Annotated in this window: 12 protein-coding genes; 4 read left to right on the top strand and 8 right to left on the bottom strand. The window is 66.3% G+C overall.

The window, feature by feature from the left end; all coding sequences use genetic code 11:
* Window positions 1-12: 12 nt before the first annotated feature.
* Both ACYP5B_RS16535 and ACYP5B_RS16530 read left to right on the top strand, forming a co-directional pair.
* Window positions 13-600, top strand: a complete 588-nt coding sequence (locus ACYP5B_RS16535) for an NUDIX domain-containing protein (protein ID WP_459570419.1) — start codon at window positions 13-15, stop codon at window positions 598-600.
* Between the two features lie 83 nt (window positions 601-683).
* Complete coding sequence (locus ACYP5B_RS16530; protein ID WP_043348346.1) at window positions 684-911, top strand: sulfurtransferase TusA family protein; 228 nt, start codon at window positions 684-686, stop codon at window positions 909-911.
* Between the two features lie 99 nt (window positions 912-1,010).
* Here the strand turns inward: ACYP5B_RS16530 and galU are convergent, their stop codons facing one another.
* Window positions 1,011-1,889 (bottom strand): UTP--glucose-1-phosphate uridylyltransferase GalU, encoded by an 879-nt coding sequence (gene galU, locus ACYP5B_RS16525; protein ID WP_459570418.1) that lies wholly within the window; start codon window positions 1,887-1,889, stop codon window positions 1,011-1,013.
* Window positions 1,890-1,942: 53 nt separating this feature from the next.
* Entirely contained in the window at window positions 1,943-4,810 is a 2,868-nt protein-coding gene (locus tag ACYP5B_RS16520) for a valine--tRNA ligase (protein WP_400099870.1), read from the bottom strand.
* A gap of 310 nt (window positions 4,811-5,120) precedes the next feature.
* Here ACYP5B_RS16520 and ACYP5B_RS16515 point away from each other — a divergent pair, with 310 nt between their 5' ends.
* Window positions 5,121-7,490, top strand: a complete 2,370-nt coding sequence (locus ACYP5B_RS16515) for a UvrD-helicase domain-containing protein (protein ID WP_267603940.1) — start codon at window positions 5,121-5,123, stop codon at window positions 7,488-7,490.
* A 32-nt stretch (window positions 7,491-7,522) separates the two neighbouring features.
* Here the strand turns inward: ACYP5B_RS16515 and ACYP5B_RS16510 are convergent, their stop codons facing one another.
* On the bottom strand, window positions 7,523-8,500 hold the full coding sequence (locus ACYP5B_RS16510) for a tripartite tricarboxylate transporter substrate binding protein (RefSeq protein WP_459570417.1): 978 nt from the start codon (window positions 8,498-8,500) through the stop codon (window positions 7,523-7,525).
* Window positions 8,501-8,572: 72 nt separating this feature from the next.
* Window positions 8,573-9,340 (bottom strand): GntR family transcriptional regulator, encoded by a 768-nt coding sequence (locus ACYP5B_RS16505; RefSeq protein ID WP_459570416.1) that lies wholly within the window; start codon window positions 9,338-9,340, stop codon window positions 8,573-8,575.
* Between the two features lie 147 nt (window positions 9,341-9,487).
* Between ACYP5B_RS16505 and ACYP5B_RS16500 the strand changes: the two genes are divergently transcribed.
* Window positions 9,488-10,297: an amidohydrolase family protein gene (locus tag ACYP5B_RS16500; protein ID WP_459570415.1), complete on the top strand. Its 810-nt coding sequence runs from the start codon at window positions 9,488-9,490 to the stop codon at window positions 10,295-10,297.
* A 42-nt stretch (window positions 10,298-10,339) separates the two neighbouring features.
* Here the strand turns inward: ACYP5B_RS16500 and ACYP5B_RS16495 are convergent, their stop codons facing one another.
* From ACYP5B_RS16495 to ACYP5B_RS16480, 4 genes are all read right to left on the bottom strand, one after another.
* Window positions 10,340-11,140 carry a BPSS1780 family membrane protein gene (locus ACYP5B_RS16495; protein WP_400099866.1) on the bottom strand — a complete coding sequence of 267 codons (801 nt, stop codon included), beginning with the start codon at window positions 11,138-11,140 and terminating at the stop codon, window positions 10,340-10,342.
* A 5-nt stretch (window positions 11,141-11,145) separates the two neighbouring features.
* Entirely contained in the window at window positions 11,146-12,129 is a 984-nt protein-coding gene (locus ACYP5B_RS16490; protein WP_318232020.1) for a homoserine kinase, read from the bottom strand.
* 198 nt (window positions 12,130-12,327) lie between these two features.
* Window positions 12,328-12,753, bottom strand: a complete 426-nt coding sequence (locus tag ACYP5B_RS16485) for a hypothetical protein (RefSeq protein WP_318232019.1) — start codon at window positions 12,751-12,753, stop codon at window positions 12,328-12,330.
* Between the two features lie 201 nt (window positions 12,754-12,954).
* Window positions 12,955-13,893: an LOG family protein gene (locus ACYP5B_RS16480; RefSeq protein WP_318232018.1), complete on the bottom strand. Its 939-nt coding sequence runs from the start codon at window positions 13,891-13,893 to the stop codon at window positions 12,955-12,957.
* Window position 13,894 lies beyond the last annotated feature (1 nt).

Below are 13,894 nucleotides of genomic sequence, written 5' to 3'. Positions count from 1 at the left end.
AGGAGCTCCCGCATGGCCGTTTACCGATATTGTCCGCAATGTGGTTCGCCGCTGGAATTGCTGCAGCATTCCGGCCGCGAGCGCGATGCTTGCATCCAGCCAGAGTGCGGCTTTGTCCACTGGAACAACCCGCTGCCCGTGCTGGCCGCGGTGGTGGAATATGAAGGCAAGCTGCTGCTGGCGCGCAACGCCGCGTGGCCGGAAAAAATGTTCGCGCTGGTGACCGGCTTCATGGAGCGCGACGAGACGCCGGAGCAGGGCGTGGCGCGGGAGCTGAAGGAAGAAACCAACCTGGACGCGCACTCGGTATCGCTGATCGGCGTGTACGAGTTCATGCGCAAGAACGAGCTGATCATCGCCTACCATGTGCAGGCGAGCGGCACGATCGCGTTGTCGGAAGAACTGGTCGACTACAAGCTGGTGGCGCCCGAGGACATGCGCATCTGGTCGGCGGGCACGGGCTTTGCGGTGGCGGACTGGCTTGCCTCGCGTGGCCATCCGGTGCGCTTCTTCGATCGCCAGACCGGCGAGGACATCCCCGACCCGCGCCGGCGCGATGGCCTGGGGCAACCGGGCATTTCGCTACAATACCGGCCATAGTCATCAGTCATGGATGCGACAGCGGCAGGCATGGCCCCAACGGCCATGGCGGCCCTGAGCGCCCAGAACCAAGGAAGAGAGGAATGGAGTTCCAGAAAGAAGTGGATGCGCGCGGCCTGAACTGCCCGCTGCCGATCCTGCGTACCAAGAAGGCGCTGGCCGACATGCCCAGCGGCGACGTTCTCAAGATTCTCGCCACCGATCCCGGCGCCACGCGGGATTTCCAGGCGTTTGCCAAGCAGACCGGCAACGAGCTGCTGTCGCACCAGGAAGTGGACAAGGTGTTCGTGTTCTATATGCGCCGGCGTTAAATCAACGCCAGCGCGGCGCGGGCGCGCCCCGCGCCAATTGAAAAAAGCCGCGTTTCCGCGGCTTTTTTCATTGTTTCAGACCCGCCGATCCTCAGTCCTTCAGACGCTTTCGGTGCGCGCGCGCAGGTAGGTGCCGAATTCGTCCATCACCTCCGGGTGCTTGAGCGCAAACTCCACGGTGGCCTTCAGGTAGCCCAGCTTGCTGCCGCAGTCGTAGCGCACGCCCTTGTAGCGGTAGGCCAGCACCTGCTCCTGGCTTAGCAGGGACTGGATCGCATCGGTGAGCTGGAACTCGCCGCCCGCGCCCGGCTTGAGGTTGCGGATATGGTCGAAGATGCGCGGGGTCAGGATGTAGCGGCCAACCACGCCCAGGTTGGACGGTGCGTCCTCGGGTGCGGGCTTCTCGACAATGTCCGACACCTTGATCACGCCTTCCTCCCACTCGCGGCCATCCACCACGCCGTAGGAGCGGCTTTGCTCCGGCGCGATCTCTTCCACGCCCAGCACCGAGCAGTTGTAGTGGCCGTACAGGTCCACCATCTGCTTCATGACCGGCGGCTCGCCATCCACCAAGTCATCGGCCAGCATCACGGCGAACGGCGCGTCGCCCACCAGCTTTTCCGCGCACAGCACGGCGTGGCCGAGGCCGAGCGCCTCGGGCTGGCGCACATAGAAGCACTCCACATGCGACGGCTTGATCGAACGCACCAGGGAGAGCAGATCCTGCTTGTTCTTGGCTTCGAGTTCCGCCTCGAGTTCGTAGGCCTTGTCGAAGTGATCCTCGATGGCCCGCTTGGAGCGGCCGGTCACGAAGATCATCTCGGTGATGCCGGCAGCCATGGCTTCTTCCACGGCGTACTGGATCAGGGGTTTGTCGACCACCGGCAGCATTTCCTTCGGGCTTGCCTTGGTAGCCGGCAAAAAACGAGTGCCGAGACCGGCTACCGGGAAGACAGCCTTGGTGACGCGGGTTTCCATATCAGGTTTTCCTTATCATTGCGGTGTACAAAACCCTGCTGGTGATGCAAAGCTCATGCCGGCATTCGCTGTAGTTGATCCTGCAGCTTGACCAGGGTCTGTTCGAAGTCCGACAGACGCTGGGTTTCTTGCGCGACAACAGCGGGGGGGGCCTTGGCGACGAAGCTCTCGTTGGAGAGCTTGCCGCGGCATTTCCCGATTTCGGCGCTGATGCGCTCTACTTCCTTGGACAGCCGCACGCGTTCCGCGGCCACGTCGATTTCGATCTTGAGCAACAGGTGGTTGCCGTCGACGATGGCCACCGGCGCGCCGGCACCTTCAGCCATCAGGGTATTCTGATCTTCGAACACCTTGACCTCGGAAAGTTTCGCCAGAGCCTGCACATAGGCCTGGGCCGACGTCAGGAACGCGCTGTCGCCTTCGGCGTACAGCGGGATGCGCTGGGCCGGCGAGATGTTCATTTCCCCGCGCAGGTTGCGGCAGGCATCGACCACGGCCTTGAGCTGCGCGGTCCATTGCTCGGCGGCCTCGTCGATCTTGGCCATGGCGGGCAGCGGGTAGGCCTGCAGTGCCAGCGTCTCGCTGCCGTCGCCCTTGGCGCGGCCGGCCAGCGGCGCTACCTTCTGCCACAGCTCTTCGGTGATGAAGGGGATGATCGGGTGGGCGAGGCGCAGTACCGTTTCCAGCACACGCAACAGCGTGCGGCGGGTGGCGCGCTGCTGCGCGGGCGTGCCGTTCTGGATCTGGACCTTGGCCAGCTCCAGGTACCAGTCGCAGTATTCGTCCCAGACGAACTTGTAGATGGCGCTGGCGATATTGTCGAAGCGGTACTCGGCAAAGCCTTTCTCCACCTCGGCCTCCACGCGCTGCAGCAGCGACACGATCCAGCGGTCCGGCTGCGAGAAATGCAGGTAGCCGTCGGGGCCGCAGTCATTGGTGCACGGGCCCATGCCGCAATCGTGCCCTTCGGTGTTCATCAGGACGAAGCGCGTGGCGTTCCACAGCTTGTTGCAGAAGTTGCGATAGCCTTCGCAGCGGCCGGTGTCGAAGTTGATATTGCGGCCCAGCGTGGCTAGCGAGGCGAAGGTGAAGCGCAGCGCATCCGCACCAAACGCGGGAATGCCCTCGGGGAATTCCTTCTTCGTCTTCTTCTCGATCTTGGGCGCGTCCTTGGGACGGCGCAGGCCGGTGGTGCGTTTCTTGAGCAGGGTGTCGAGGTCGATGCCGTCGATCAGGTCGACCGGGTCCAGGGTGTTGCCCTCGGACTTGCTCATCTTCTTGCCTTCCGAATCCCGCACCAGGCCGTGCACATACACGGTGTGGAACGGCACCTTTCCGGTGAAATGCTTGGTCATCATGACCATGCGTGCCACCCAGAAGAAAATGATGTCGTAACCGGTAACAAGTGCAGACGACGGCAGAAAATGTTGCAACTCCGGCGTCTCGGCTGGCCAGCCCAGCGACGAGAACGGCACCAGCGCCGACGAGAACCAGGTGTCGAGCACGTCGTCCTCGCGGCGCAGCGGCCCGGTGCTGCCGGCCGCGCGCGCCTGGGCCTGGGCCTCTTCCTCGGTGCGGGCGACAAAGCACTTGCCGGCCTCGTCGTACCAGGCCGGGATCTGGTGGCCCCACCACAGCTGGCGCGAGATGCACCAGTCCTGGATGTTCTCCAGCCACTGGTTGTAGGTGCTGTTCCAGTTATCGGGGATCAGCTTGATCTCGCCGCTCTGCACGGCATCCAGCGCCACTTCGGCGATCGAGCGGCCGGGGTGGAACGTGCCTTCCGGCGCCGGCTTGCTCATGGCGACGAACCACTGGTCGGTCAGCATCGGCTCGATGGCGCTGCCGGTGCGCTCGCTGCGCGGCGTCATCAGCTTGTGCTTCTTGACCTCGGCCAGGAGGCCCTGCGCTTCGAGATCCGCCACGATGCGCGTGCGCGCCTCGAAGCGGTCCAGGCCGGCATAGGCCGCGGGCGCGTCGGCGACGATCTTGGCGTCGAGCGTCAGGATGGACAGCTGCGGCAGCTTGTGGCGCTGGCCAACCGCATAGTCGTTGAAATCGTGGGCCGGCGTGACCTTGACCACGCCCGTGCCGAATTCGCGGTCGACGTAGTCGTCGGCGATCACCGGGATATCGCGGCCGGTGAGCGGCAGGCGCACAGACTTGCCGATCAGGTGCGCATAGCGCTCGTCTTCCGGGTGCACCATCACGGCCACGTCGCCCAGCATGGTCTCGGGGCGGGTGGTGGCCACCGTCAGGTGGGTCAGGCCGTGCACGGTATCGGCCTCGGCCAGCGGATAGCGGATGTGCCACATCGAGCCTTCTTCCTCGACGTTGTCCACTTCCAGGTCGGACACTGCGGTGCCGAGCACCGGGTCCCAGTTCACCAGGCGCTTGCCGCGGTAGATCAGGCCCTGCTCAAACAGGCGCACGAAGACCTCGGTGACCGCCTTGGACATCTCCGGCGACATCGTGAAGTACTCATGGCTCCAGTCGATCGAGGCGCCCATGCGACGGATCTGGCGCGTGATGGTCGAGCCGGACTCCTCCTTCCAGGCCCACACCTTCTCGGTGAACTTCTCGCGGCCGAGCTCATGGCGCGACACGCCCTGCGTTTCCAGCTGGCGCTCCACCACGATCTGGGTGGCGATGCCGGCGTGGTCGGTGCCCGGCACCCACAGGGTGTTGGCGCCGCTCATGCGGGCGTGGCGGGCCAGGCCGTCCATGATGGTCTGGTTGAAGGCATGGCCCATGTGCAGCGTGCCGGTCACATTGGGCGGGGGCAGCTGGATGCAGAAGTCCGGACGGTCCGGGTCGAGGGTCGGCTTCGCGATGCCGCGCTTCTCCCACTCGGGGCCCCACTTGGCCTCAATGGCGGCGGGTTCGAAGCTCTTGGCAAGGGACTGGTCTTGGGCGGTCATGCTCGGATGTCGATGATTACGTCGGATTCTGCGGGCCAGGCGGGCAGGGGCAACGCGCCGGGAAAACGTCAAATTATAGGGGAGGCGGGTGGAGGGTGCGCGATTTCGGCCCGCAGCCGGCGTCGCGGCGTCATTTTGCCGGCGCTTTGCCCTGCCTGAAAGTGCGCGGCTTACCTCTCGCGAGGGGATCCGCCCCTGTTTAGTGGCTTTTCCAACCCGTCGCCGGACGATCCCCGCGTCCGCTAGCACGGGCCGCACGGGCACGAGGGGCGCCCCGGTATAATTCGGGGCACTCCACAAGGCCTCCCCGATGTCCGACCTGCTTGCCAATCTCAATGCTGAACAACTAGCCGCCGTCACTTTGCCTGACGAGCCGGCGCTGATCCTGGCTGGCGCGGGCAGCGGCAAGACGCGCGTGCTGACCACCCGCATCGCGTGGCTGATCCAGAACGGCCGGGTGTCGCCCGCCGGCTTGCTGGCGGTGACCTTTACCAACAAGGCCGCCAAGGAGATGATGACGCGGCTGACGTCGATGCTGCCGATCAACACGCGCGGCATGTGGATCGGCACCTTCCACGGGCTGTGCAACCGCCTGCTGCGCGCGCATTACCGCGACGCCGGCCTGCCGCAGACCTTCGCCATCCTCGACAGCCAGGACCAGCTCTCCGCGCTCAAGCGCCTGCTCAAGTCGCTTAATGTCGACGACGAGAAGTACCCGGCCAAGAACCTCCAGTACTTCATCAACAACGCCAAGGAGCAAGGCCTGCGCCCGGCCGACGTGGAGGCCAACGACGACTTCAACCGCCGCTTCGTCGACCTCTACGCCGCCTACGACGTGCAGTGCCAGCGCGAAGGCGTGGTCGATTTCGCCGAGTTGCTGCTGCGCTGCTACGAGCTGCTGCGCTACAACGACGCGATCCGCCAGCACTACCAGCACCGTTTTCGCCATGTGCTGGTGGACGAGTTCCAGGACACCAACGTGCTGCAGTACCAGTGGCTCAAGATGCTGGCTGGCTTCGGCACGCAGAATCCCGCCGCGGTGTTCGCGGTGGGCGACGACGACCAGAGCATCTACGCGTTCCGCGGCGCCAATGTCGGCAACATGCGCGACTTCGAGCACGAATTCCGCGTGCGCCACATGATCAAGCTGGAGCAGAACTACCGCTCCCATGGCCACATCCTGGATTCGGCCAACCACCTGATCGCGCACAATTCACGCCGCCTGGGCAAGAACCTGCGCACCGATGCCGGCCACGGCGAGCCGGTGCGGGTGTACCAGGCCGGCACCGACGGCCAGGAAGCCGGCTGGATCGTCGAGGAAATCCGCGACCTGATCGCGCAGGGCATGAGCCGCTCGGAAATCGCCATCCTCTACCGCAGCAATGCGCAGTCGCGGGTGATCGAGCACGCGCTGTTCTCGGCGAGCATTTCCTATCGCGTGTACGGCGGCCTGCGCTTTTTCGAGCGTGCCGAAGTCAAGCACGCGCTGGCCTACCTGCAGTTGCTGGAAAACCCGCGCAACGACGCCGCCTTCGGTCGCGTGGTGAATTTTCCAACGCGCGGCATTGGCGCGCGCTCGCTGGAATCCCTGCAGGATGCGGCGCGCCAGTACAACTGCTCACTGGCCGAAGCCGTGGCCTTCGTGCCCGGCAAGGCCGGCAGCACGCTGGGCGCCTTTGTGCGGCTGATCGAGCAGATGCGCGCCGAGACGCGCCGCATGACGCTGCCGGAAACGGTCGAGTACGTGACCAACACCAGCGGCCTGATCACGCACTATCGCGCTGAAAAAGAAGGCCAGGACCGCATCGAGAACTTGCAGGAACTGGTGACGGCCGCGCAGGCGTTCGTGATGGAAGAAGGATTTGGCCTGGACGCGCTGGCCAGCGCGATTCCCGTCGGGCGCGATGGCGCGCAGCCGCTGCCCGCGCTGGCCGAGGGCGACCAGGCCCAGCAGGTACTGGACCCCGAGGCGCTGCCGGCGGTGATGACCCCGCTGGTGGCCTTCCTCACCCATGCGTCGCTGGAAGCCGGCGACAACCAGGCGCAGGCCGGCCAGGACGCCGTGCAGATGATGACGGTGCACGCGGCCAAGGGGCTGGAGTTCAACGCGGTCTTCATCACCGGGCTGGAAGAAGGGCTGTTCCCGCACGAGAACAGCGCCACCGAAGCCGACGGGCTGGAGGAAGAACGCCGCCTGATGTACGTGGCGATCACGCGTGCGCGCGAGCGGCTCTATCTCTCGTTTGCGCAAAGCCGCGTGTTGCACGGGCAGATGCGCTACCACGTGCGCTCGCGCTTTTTCGAGGAGCTGCCGGAGGAATCGCTCAAGTGGCTGATGCCGCCTGCGCAGGCCTATGGCGGTGGCGGTGGTGGTTCGCAGCGCCGCCAGCAGAACGAGGGCGGCTGGGGCCGCGACTGGTTCAAGCGGCCTGAGGACGTCCCCTACTCGGGCACCCAGCCCACCGGCGGCATGGACACCGGCAACGGCTACGCCGACGCCAAGCGCCAGGCCGGCGCGGGCTTGCGCATCGGCCAGAGCGTGTTCCACAACAAGTTTGGCGAAGGTGTGATCGCCGGGCTGGAAGGCGAGGGCGAGGCCGCCCGCGCCAACATCAAGTTCAAGCGCCACGGCGCCAAATGGCTGATGCTGTCGGTCGCCAAGCTGGACCCGATCGACTGATCGGATGATCGGCTAAGCAACCAGGGAGGCGGCTAGTCCAGCTGGATGTTGCCTTCCTTGATCACCTTGGCCCATTCGGTGGTCTGGGCCTGGATGAACCTGGCCGCTTCGGCCGGCGTGCCGGCCACGATCTCCCCGCCCAGGCTGGTCACGCGCTCGCGGTTCTCCGGCAGGTTGATGACTTTGCGGATCGCATCCGACAGGCGCTTGACGATCTCCGGCGGCGTGCCCGCGGGCAAGAACACGCCATTCCACTCGTAGACCTCATAGTGCGGCACGCCTGCCTCGGCCAGCGTCGGCGTGTCGGGCAGGATGGCCGTGCGCTTGGCGCCGGTCACGCCGAGCACGCGCAGCTTGCCGGCGCGCACATGCTGCAGGCCGGAGGCCGTATTGGCAAAGAACACCGGCACCTGCCCCGCAATCACATCGGCCATGGCCGGGCCGCCGCCTTTATACGGCACATGCAGCAGGTCCAGCTTCATGCGCTGCGCGAACAGCGCGCCCGCCAGGTGCTGGGCCGAGCCGTTGCCGGACGACGCATAGGCGATGCTGCCCGGCTTGGCGCGCGCCATCGCGATCAGCTCCTGCGTGGTCTTGGCCGGGAACCGCGGGTTCACCACCAGCATATTGGGATAGAGCGCCAGCACCGAGACCGGGACGAAGGACTTGACCGGGTCGTAGGGCAGCCGCTTGTAGAGCGAGGGATTGGCGGCAAACGAGGCGGCATCGAGCAGTACCGTATAGCCGTCCGGCGCCGACTTGGCGACCAGGTCCGTGCCAATCTGGCCGCCCGCGCCGGGCCGGTTGTCCACCACGATGGTCTGGCCCAGTTCCTGGCCCAGGCGCGGCGAGATCATGCGGGCCATGGTGTCGGCGCCGCCGCCGGGCGCGTAGGTGACCACTAGCCGGATGGGCTTGGCGGCGGGCCAGGCCTGGGCCTGCGCAAGGCCACTGGTGCCAGCGGCGAGCCAGCATAGGGCGCTGGCGCAAAGACGGATCGGGAATCGCATGGGTCTCCTCGGGATGTGCAGGTCTGGGTGCTGCGCCGGCCCGCACTTCGCGGCGGCGCGCTCTTGCGCGGTTCAGCGAACCTCGGCGCGATAGTGGAAATCGTCGGCATTGCCCAGCGTCTGGCGGAACTCCACGCACCGGCCCGCGAGGTCGAATGCCACGCGGCTGACCGCCAGCGCGGGATGGCCCTCCGGCAAGCTGAGCTGGGCGGCCTCGCGTGCGCCCAGCCGGGTGAAGCGCAAGTCGTCGACGGCGCGGCCGACGGTGACGCCGCAACGCTCGGCATACATCGGGTAGAGCAGGGGCGCGAACTCGGCCGGCTTGAGCGTGGCCAGCGCGCTGAACAGCGCCGCCGGCAGCCAGATGGTCTCGAGCAGGCGGACCTGGCCTTCCCAGCCGCGCTGGCGCAGTACGCGCAGCACCGGCGTGCCCGCCGCCAGCCCCAGTTGCACCGCCACATCCGCCGGCGCGGCCAGCGTGCGCAGCGACACGATGCGCGACTCGGGGATCTCCGAGCCGGCATCCCCGAAGCGGAAAAACCGCGCCATGGTGGCGCCGGTGAGCGCGCCGCGCACAAAGGTGCCGCGGCCATGCACGCGTTCCAGCAGGCCTTCGTCCACGAGTGCCTGGATGGCAGCGCGCATGGTGCCCAGCGCCACGCCGTAGTGCTCGGCCAGCGCGCTCTCGGCCGCAATGGCGGTGCCGGAGGCCCATTCGCCGGCCAGGATGCGGCCTTTGAGCGCGGTCGCGATGCGGGCCCAGCGTGGCGCCGCCAGGCTGGCTGGCGAGGCGTCGAGGTCGGCGCCCGTCGGGTCGGGCAGGGCGGAACGGTCGGGCATTCGTGTCCTTCGTGCGTGCCCCGGCGGCTGAGCATTGCCGAGGGCTCTAGTCATCTATAGGACTAGAGCATAGAATGGAGGGGCACTGGTGTCAACCGCCGGGCGTCTGGCCGGCACAAAGTGGCCGGCGCTACCATTCATGGCGGCATGCGCCGTTCCTTGGGCCAGAACATGTTCCAGATCGATACCCATTTCCACGTGTTTTCCGCAGATGCCCCCGCCGTGGGCGGGGCGCGCTACCGGCCCGCCTACGGCGCCAGCCTGGCGCAGTGGCAAGCCATTTCCGGGGCGCATGGCGTGCGCGCGGGCGTGGTGGTGCAGCCGAGTTTTTTCGGCAGCGACAACAGCGAGCTGGAGGCGGCGCTGGCGGCTTCGCCCTCGCTGCGAGGCGTTTGCGTTGTTGGCCCGGAGGCATCCGTTGGCGAGCTGGCGCGGCTGCATGGCTTGGGCGTGCGCGGGCTGCGCTGGAACATGGTGGGGCGGCACAACGACGCGTCCTGGCGCGACGCGCGCTGGCCTGCGTTGCTGGAGGCGGCCCACGCGCTGGGCTGGCACCTGGAGCTGCATACCGACCCGGGCCGGCTGTTTGAGCTGCATGCCTGGCTGCCGCCGGTGCCGATTGCGCTGGTGCTGGATCATTTCGGCAAGCCCGCGTCCGGGGTGCAGGCAGACGCGCCGATGCTGGCTTGCGCCGCGCACTGGCGCGGGCAGAGGGAGGTCTACGTCAAGCTGAGCGCGCCGTATCGCGTGGCGGCGGACCTGGCAGGCGTGGTGGCCGGCTGGTACCACTGCCTGGGCGAGCAAGGCTTGCTGTGGGGATCGGACTGGCCGTGGACCAATCACGAGGCCGAGGCCGGCTATGCCGGCCTGCAGCGCAAGGTGTGGGAGTGGCTGGGGCCGCTGTGCGAGGCGCCGGACCGCAACGCGGCCCGGCTGTTCGGCCTGCCGGCCGTGTGACGGGGGGCGGCTGCGCCCGGGCCGGGGCCAGCCGTCAGGTCTTCAGGCTGCCAGGTCCGTCTTGCCGGCGGCTTCTTCCGGTACCACATTGAAGCAGCCGCGGTAGGTGGCGTAGAACGAGCAATACATGATCGCCAGCATCAGCAGGGAGTACGGTGTGACCAGGAAGGACAGCACCGCCTCAGCCCCCAATGCGCCGAACAGCGCCTCGAGGAAAAAAGGTACCGCCACCAGCAAGACCGCGAACACCACGCCATAGGCCAGGAACGCGCCACGGTTGCGCCAGCACGCGGTCCAGCTGAAGAACAGCGCCTTGACCGGCGGCACGTTGTGCCACGCGGTGAGCAACGGCGCAAACCAGAACAGCATGGCGATGGGCGTGTACAGCGCCGCGCCGATCATCAGCGCAAAGTACAGCTGCCGCACGGAATCCGCCGACGGTGCTTCTTCCTTGAGCAGGATAGGCACCAGCGTGCTGATGTCCACCAGGCTGCCAGCGATCAGGCTCAGCACGAAGACCAGGCCGGCATAGATGCCGCCCAGCACCAGCAGGTTGCGGCTGGCTTGCTTGCCGTTGCCGCGGAATCCCGCCAATAACACGGTGGGCAGCACGCGTTTGTTCAGGATCACCTCGCGGCAGGCGGTCATGATGCCGACCGACAGGCCCGGGGTGACCACCAGCAGCGCGATGATGCCGATCAACGGCACGAACACGGCCAGTTGCGCGGCGATCAAGTAGACAAACAACAGCATCAGGAAGGCGAGCGGGTTCTTGCGGAACAGCCAGACACCCTGGCGGAACCAGACATAACCTTCCTTGGCGGAGACTTCCAGTAATTGCATGACGGTCAGGTCCAGGGCAGCGCGGCGGCTTCGATGCGCCGGCGCAGGATGCGTTCAAAGTGGGTCGGGTCATGCGGTTGCAGCATGTCGGCCTCGCGTGGCAGGTAGAAGTCCCACAGGCGGGAAATCCAGAAGCGCAGTGCGCCGGCGCGCAGCATGTCGCGCCAGTGTTGCGCCTCGATGGGGCCCAGCGGCCTCACGGCATGATAAGCCCGCAGCAGAGCCTGGGCGCGCTCGGCGTCGAGCGTGCCGCTGGCCAGGTCGATGCACCAGTCGTTGACGGTGACGGCCAGGTCGAACAGCCACTTGTCGTTGCCGGCGAAGTAGAAATCGAAGAAGCCCCCCAGCTTGTCCTGCCCGGCCGGGCCATCCTCGAACAGCGCGTTGTCGCGGAACAGGTCGCAATGGCAAGGGCCGCCGGGCAGCGCCGCGTAACCCGCGCCGCCGAAGAACGCGGTCTGGTGGGCCAGTTCCTCGCGCAGCAACGCTTGCTGGCCGGCATCCAGGAACGGCAGGATCTCGCCTTCCGTCTGCTGCCACCACGGCAGGCTGCGCAGGTTCGGCTGCTGGCGCGGATAGCTCTGGCCGGCAAGGTGCATGCGGGCGAGCATGTCGCCCACTTGCGCGCAATGCCCCACGCCTGGCGCCAGCTGCGAGCCGCCCGGCAGCCGCGTGACGATGGTCGCCGGCTTGCCCTTGAGGGCACGCAGGATCTCGCCGTCGCGGCCCGGGACAGGCGCTGGCACGCAGATGTCGTGCGCGGCCAGGTGGGCCATCAGGTGCAGGTAATACGGCAGCTGTTCGAACGTCAGGCGCTCGAAGATGGTCAGCACGTATTCGCGCGTGACGCCGTCCTGCTCCATGGTCAGGAAGAAGTTACTGTTCTCGATGCCCGAGGCAATGCCGCGCAAGTCGCGCATTTCGCCCAGGTTGTAATCAAGGAGCCAACTGGCGATCTCGTCCGGCGAGACCGTGGTGAATACGGCCATACTCTTTGTGTGAATCGAAACGGATGGCGGCGGGCGCAAGCAGAGCTTGGCTTTCGCGGCATGGATGCCGGAAGCGCCGGCGCGGCCCCGCCGTGATCTTCTGGCGGGGTCGTGGGAAATCAGGAAACAGCAAGCAGAAAACAGAAAGCGAAAATCGGGACGCCGGACCCGGGACGTCAAGCCCCGGATTGCCGTCACTCAGAATTGCAACACTTTGACCGACGGCACGCGGTTTGTGTCGTGGTCCCGGATCTTCGGCGAGCTGTCTTCCGGCTTGCTCATCTGGTACTTGGTGCCCATGCCGGACTTGACCTCAATATCGGTGGCCTGGCCCTTGTTCTTGTATTCCCGGACCTGGGTGCCATCCCGCTCATTGAGCTGGAAGCTCGGTTCGCGCGGCTGGTTCAGCTGGGTCTTGGCGGGCGTGGTGATCGGCCGGTCGTTGATCTGGTTCAGCTCTTGCTGGGTCAGGGCGCCGCCTGCCTGTTCGGTGCTCGGCTGCGCCATTACCGCGGCGGGGGCGCAAAGCGCCAGCAAGGCTGCAAAACCGAGCGCGCGGGCGGCGGCCCGGAACGGCTCCGGCGCTGCCGCGCGTGCGGTGGCCAGGAGTGAGGGGGAGGTCATCGAAGGCTCCTGTGCAGTGCAGCAGGCCAGGGGCATGCTGCGCCACAAATGGCGCTGCAGCCCGGCGACGCCAGGCTTTCGCAGTGTGTCAGGGTTCCATTCTAGCAATTCCTGCCCGCACCGGGCCCCTCGCGGTGACCCGGCGGGCACCTTTGCTGGACGGGCGGCGGGCCCGGAAGGAAGCCGCATGGCCGACCCGGGTCAGAGGTAGAACATCTCTTCCTTGGGCGGCATCGGGTTGTCGCCGCCACGCTGCTCGTAGTACTCATATACCGCTTCGAGCACTTCGTGCGGCTCATCCACGATCTTCATCAGGTCGAGGTCGTGCTCGGCGATCAGGCCCATCGGCAGCAGCGTGAAGCGGAACCAGTCGAGCAGGCCCTTCCAGAAGCGGCTGCCGAACAGCACCACCGGGACGGCGCGGGACTTGCCGGTCTGCACCAGCGTCAGCACCTCGGCCAGTTCATCCAGCGTGCCGAAACCGCCCGGCATCACGATAAAGGCGTCCGAATTCTTGACGAAAGTGACCTTGCGCGTGAAGAAGTGGCGAAAGCGCATGGCGATGTCCTGGTAGGGATTGCCTTGCTGCTCGTGCGGAAGCTCGATGTTCAGGCCGACGCTGGCCGACTTGCCCGCGTGGGCGCCCTTGTTGGCCGCCTCCATGATGCCCGGGCCGCCGCCCGAGATCACCGCGAAGCCCGCGTCGGAGAACAGGCGGGCGATCTCGATGGTGCGCTGGTAGTAAGGCGAATCCTCGCGCAAGCGAGCACTTCCGTAGATCGAGACCGCCGGGCGGATCTCGGAAAGGTACTCGGTCGCCTCGATGAACTCTGCCATAATCGTGAACATTTGCCACGAAGCGCGCGCTTTTTTTGCAGTCGCGCGGTCTTCGTCGGCCAGCGCACGCAGGCTGGGAATCATCTTGCGTGGGTTGGCGCGGATGCCGGCGGCGGGGGATGTATCTCCCGGGCCATCGGCAGCGGCGCTGACCGTCACGTTCACGTCCATATCGGCCGCGGTGGTAATACTGCCTTGCGCGGCCTGCTTGAGGGCCGCCGCCGGGTTATCGGCGCCGGCTGCGTCGGAAGGGGGGGCGGCGTTCGCACCGCCTGCGGCGGCACCAGTCAATTTTGAGTCCATG

The sequence above is a fragment of the Cupriavidus sp. 8B genome (assembly GCF_054589115.1).
This window is presented reverse-complemented; position numbering and strand designations above follow the sequence as displayed.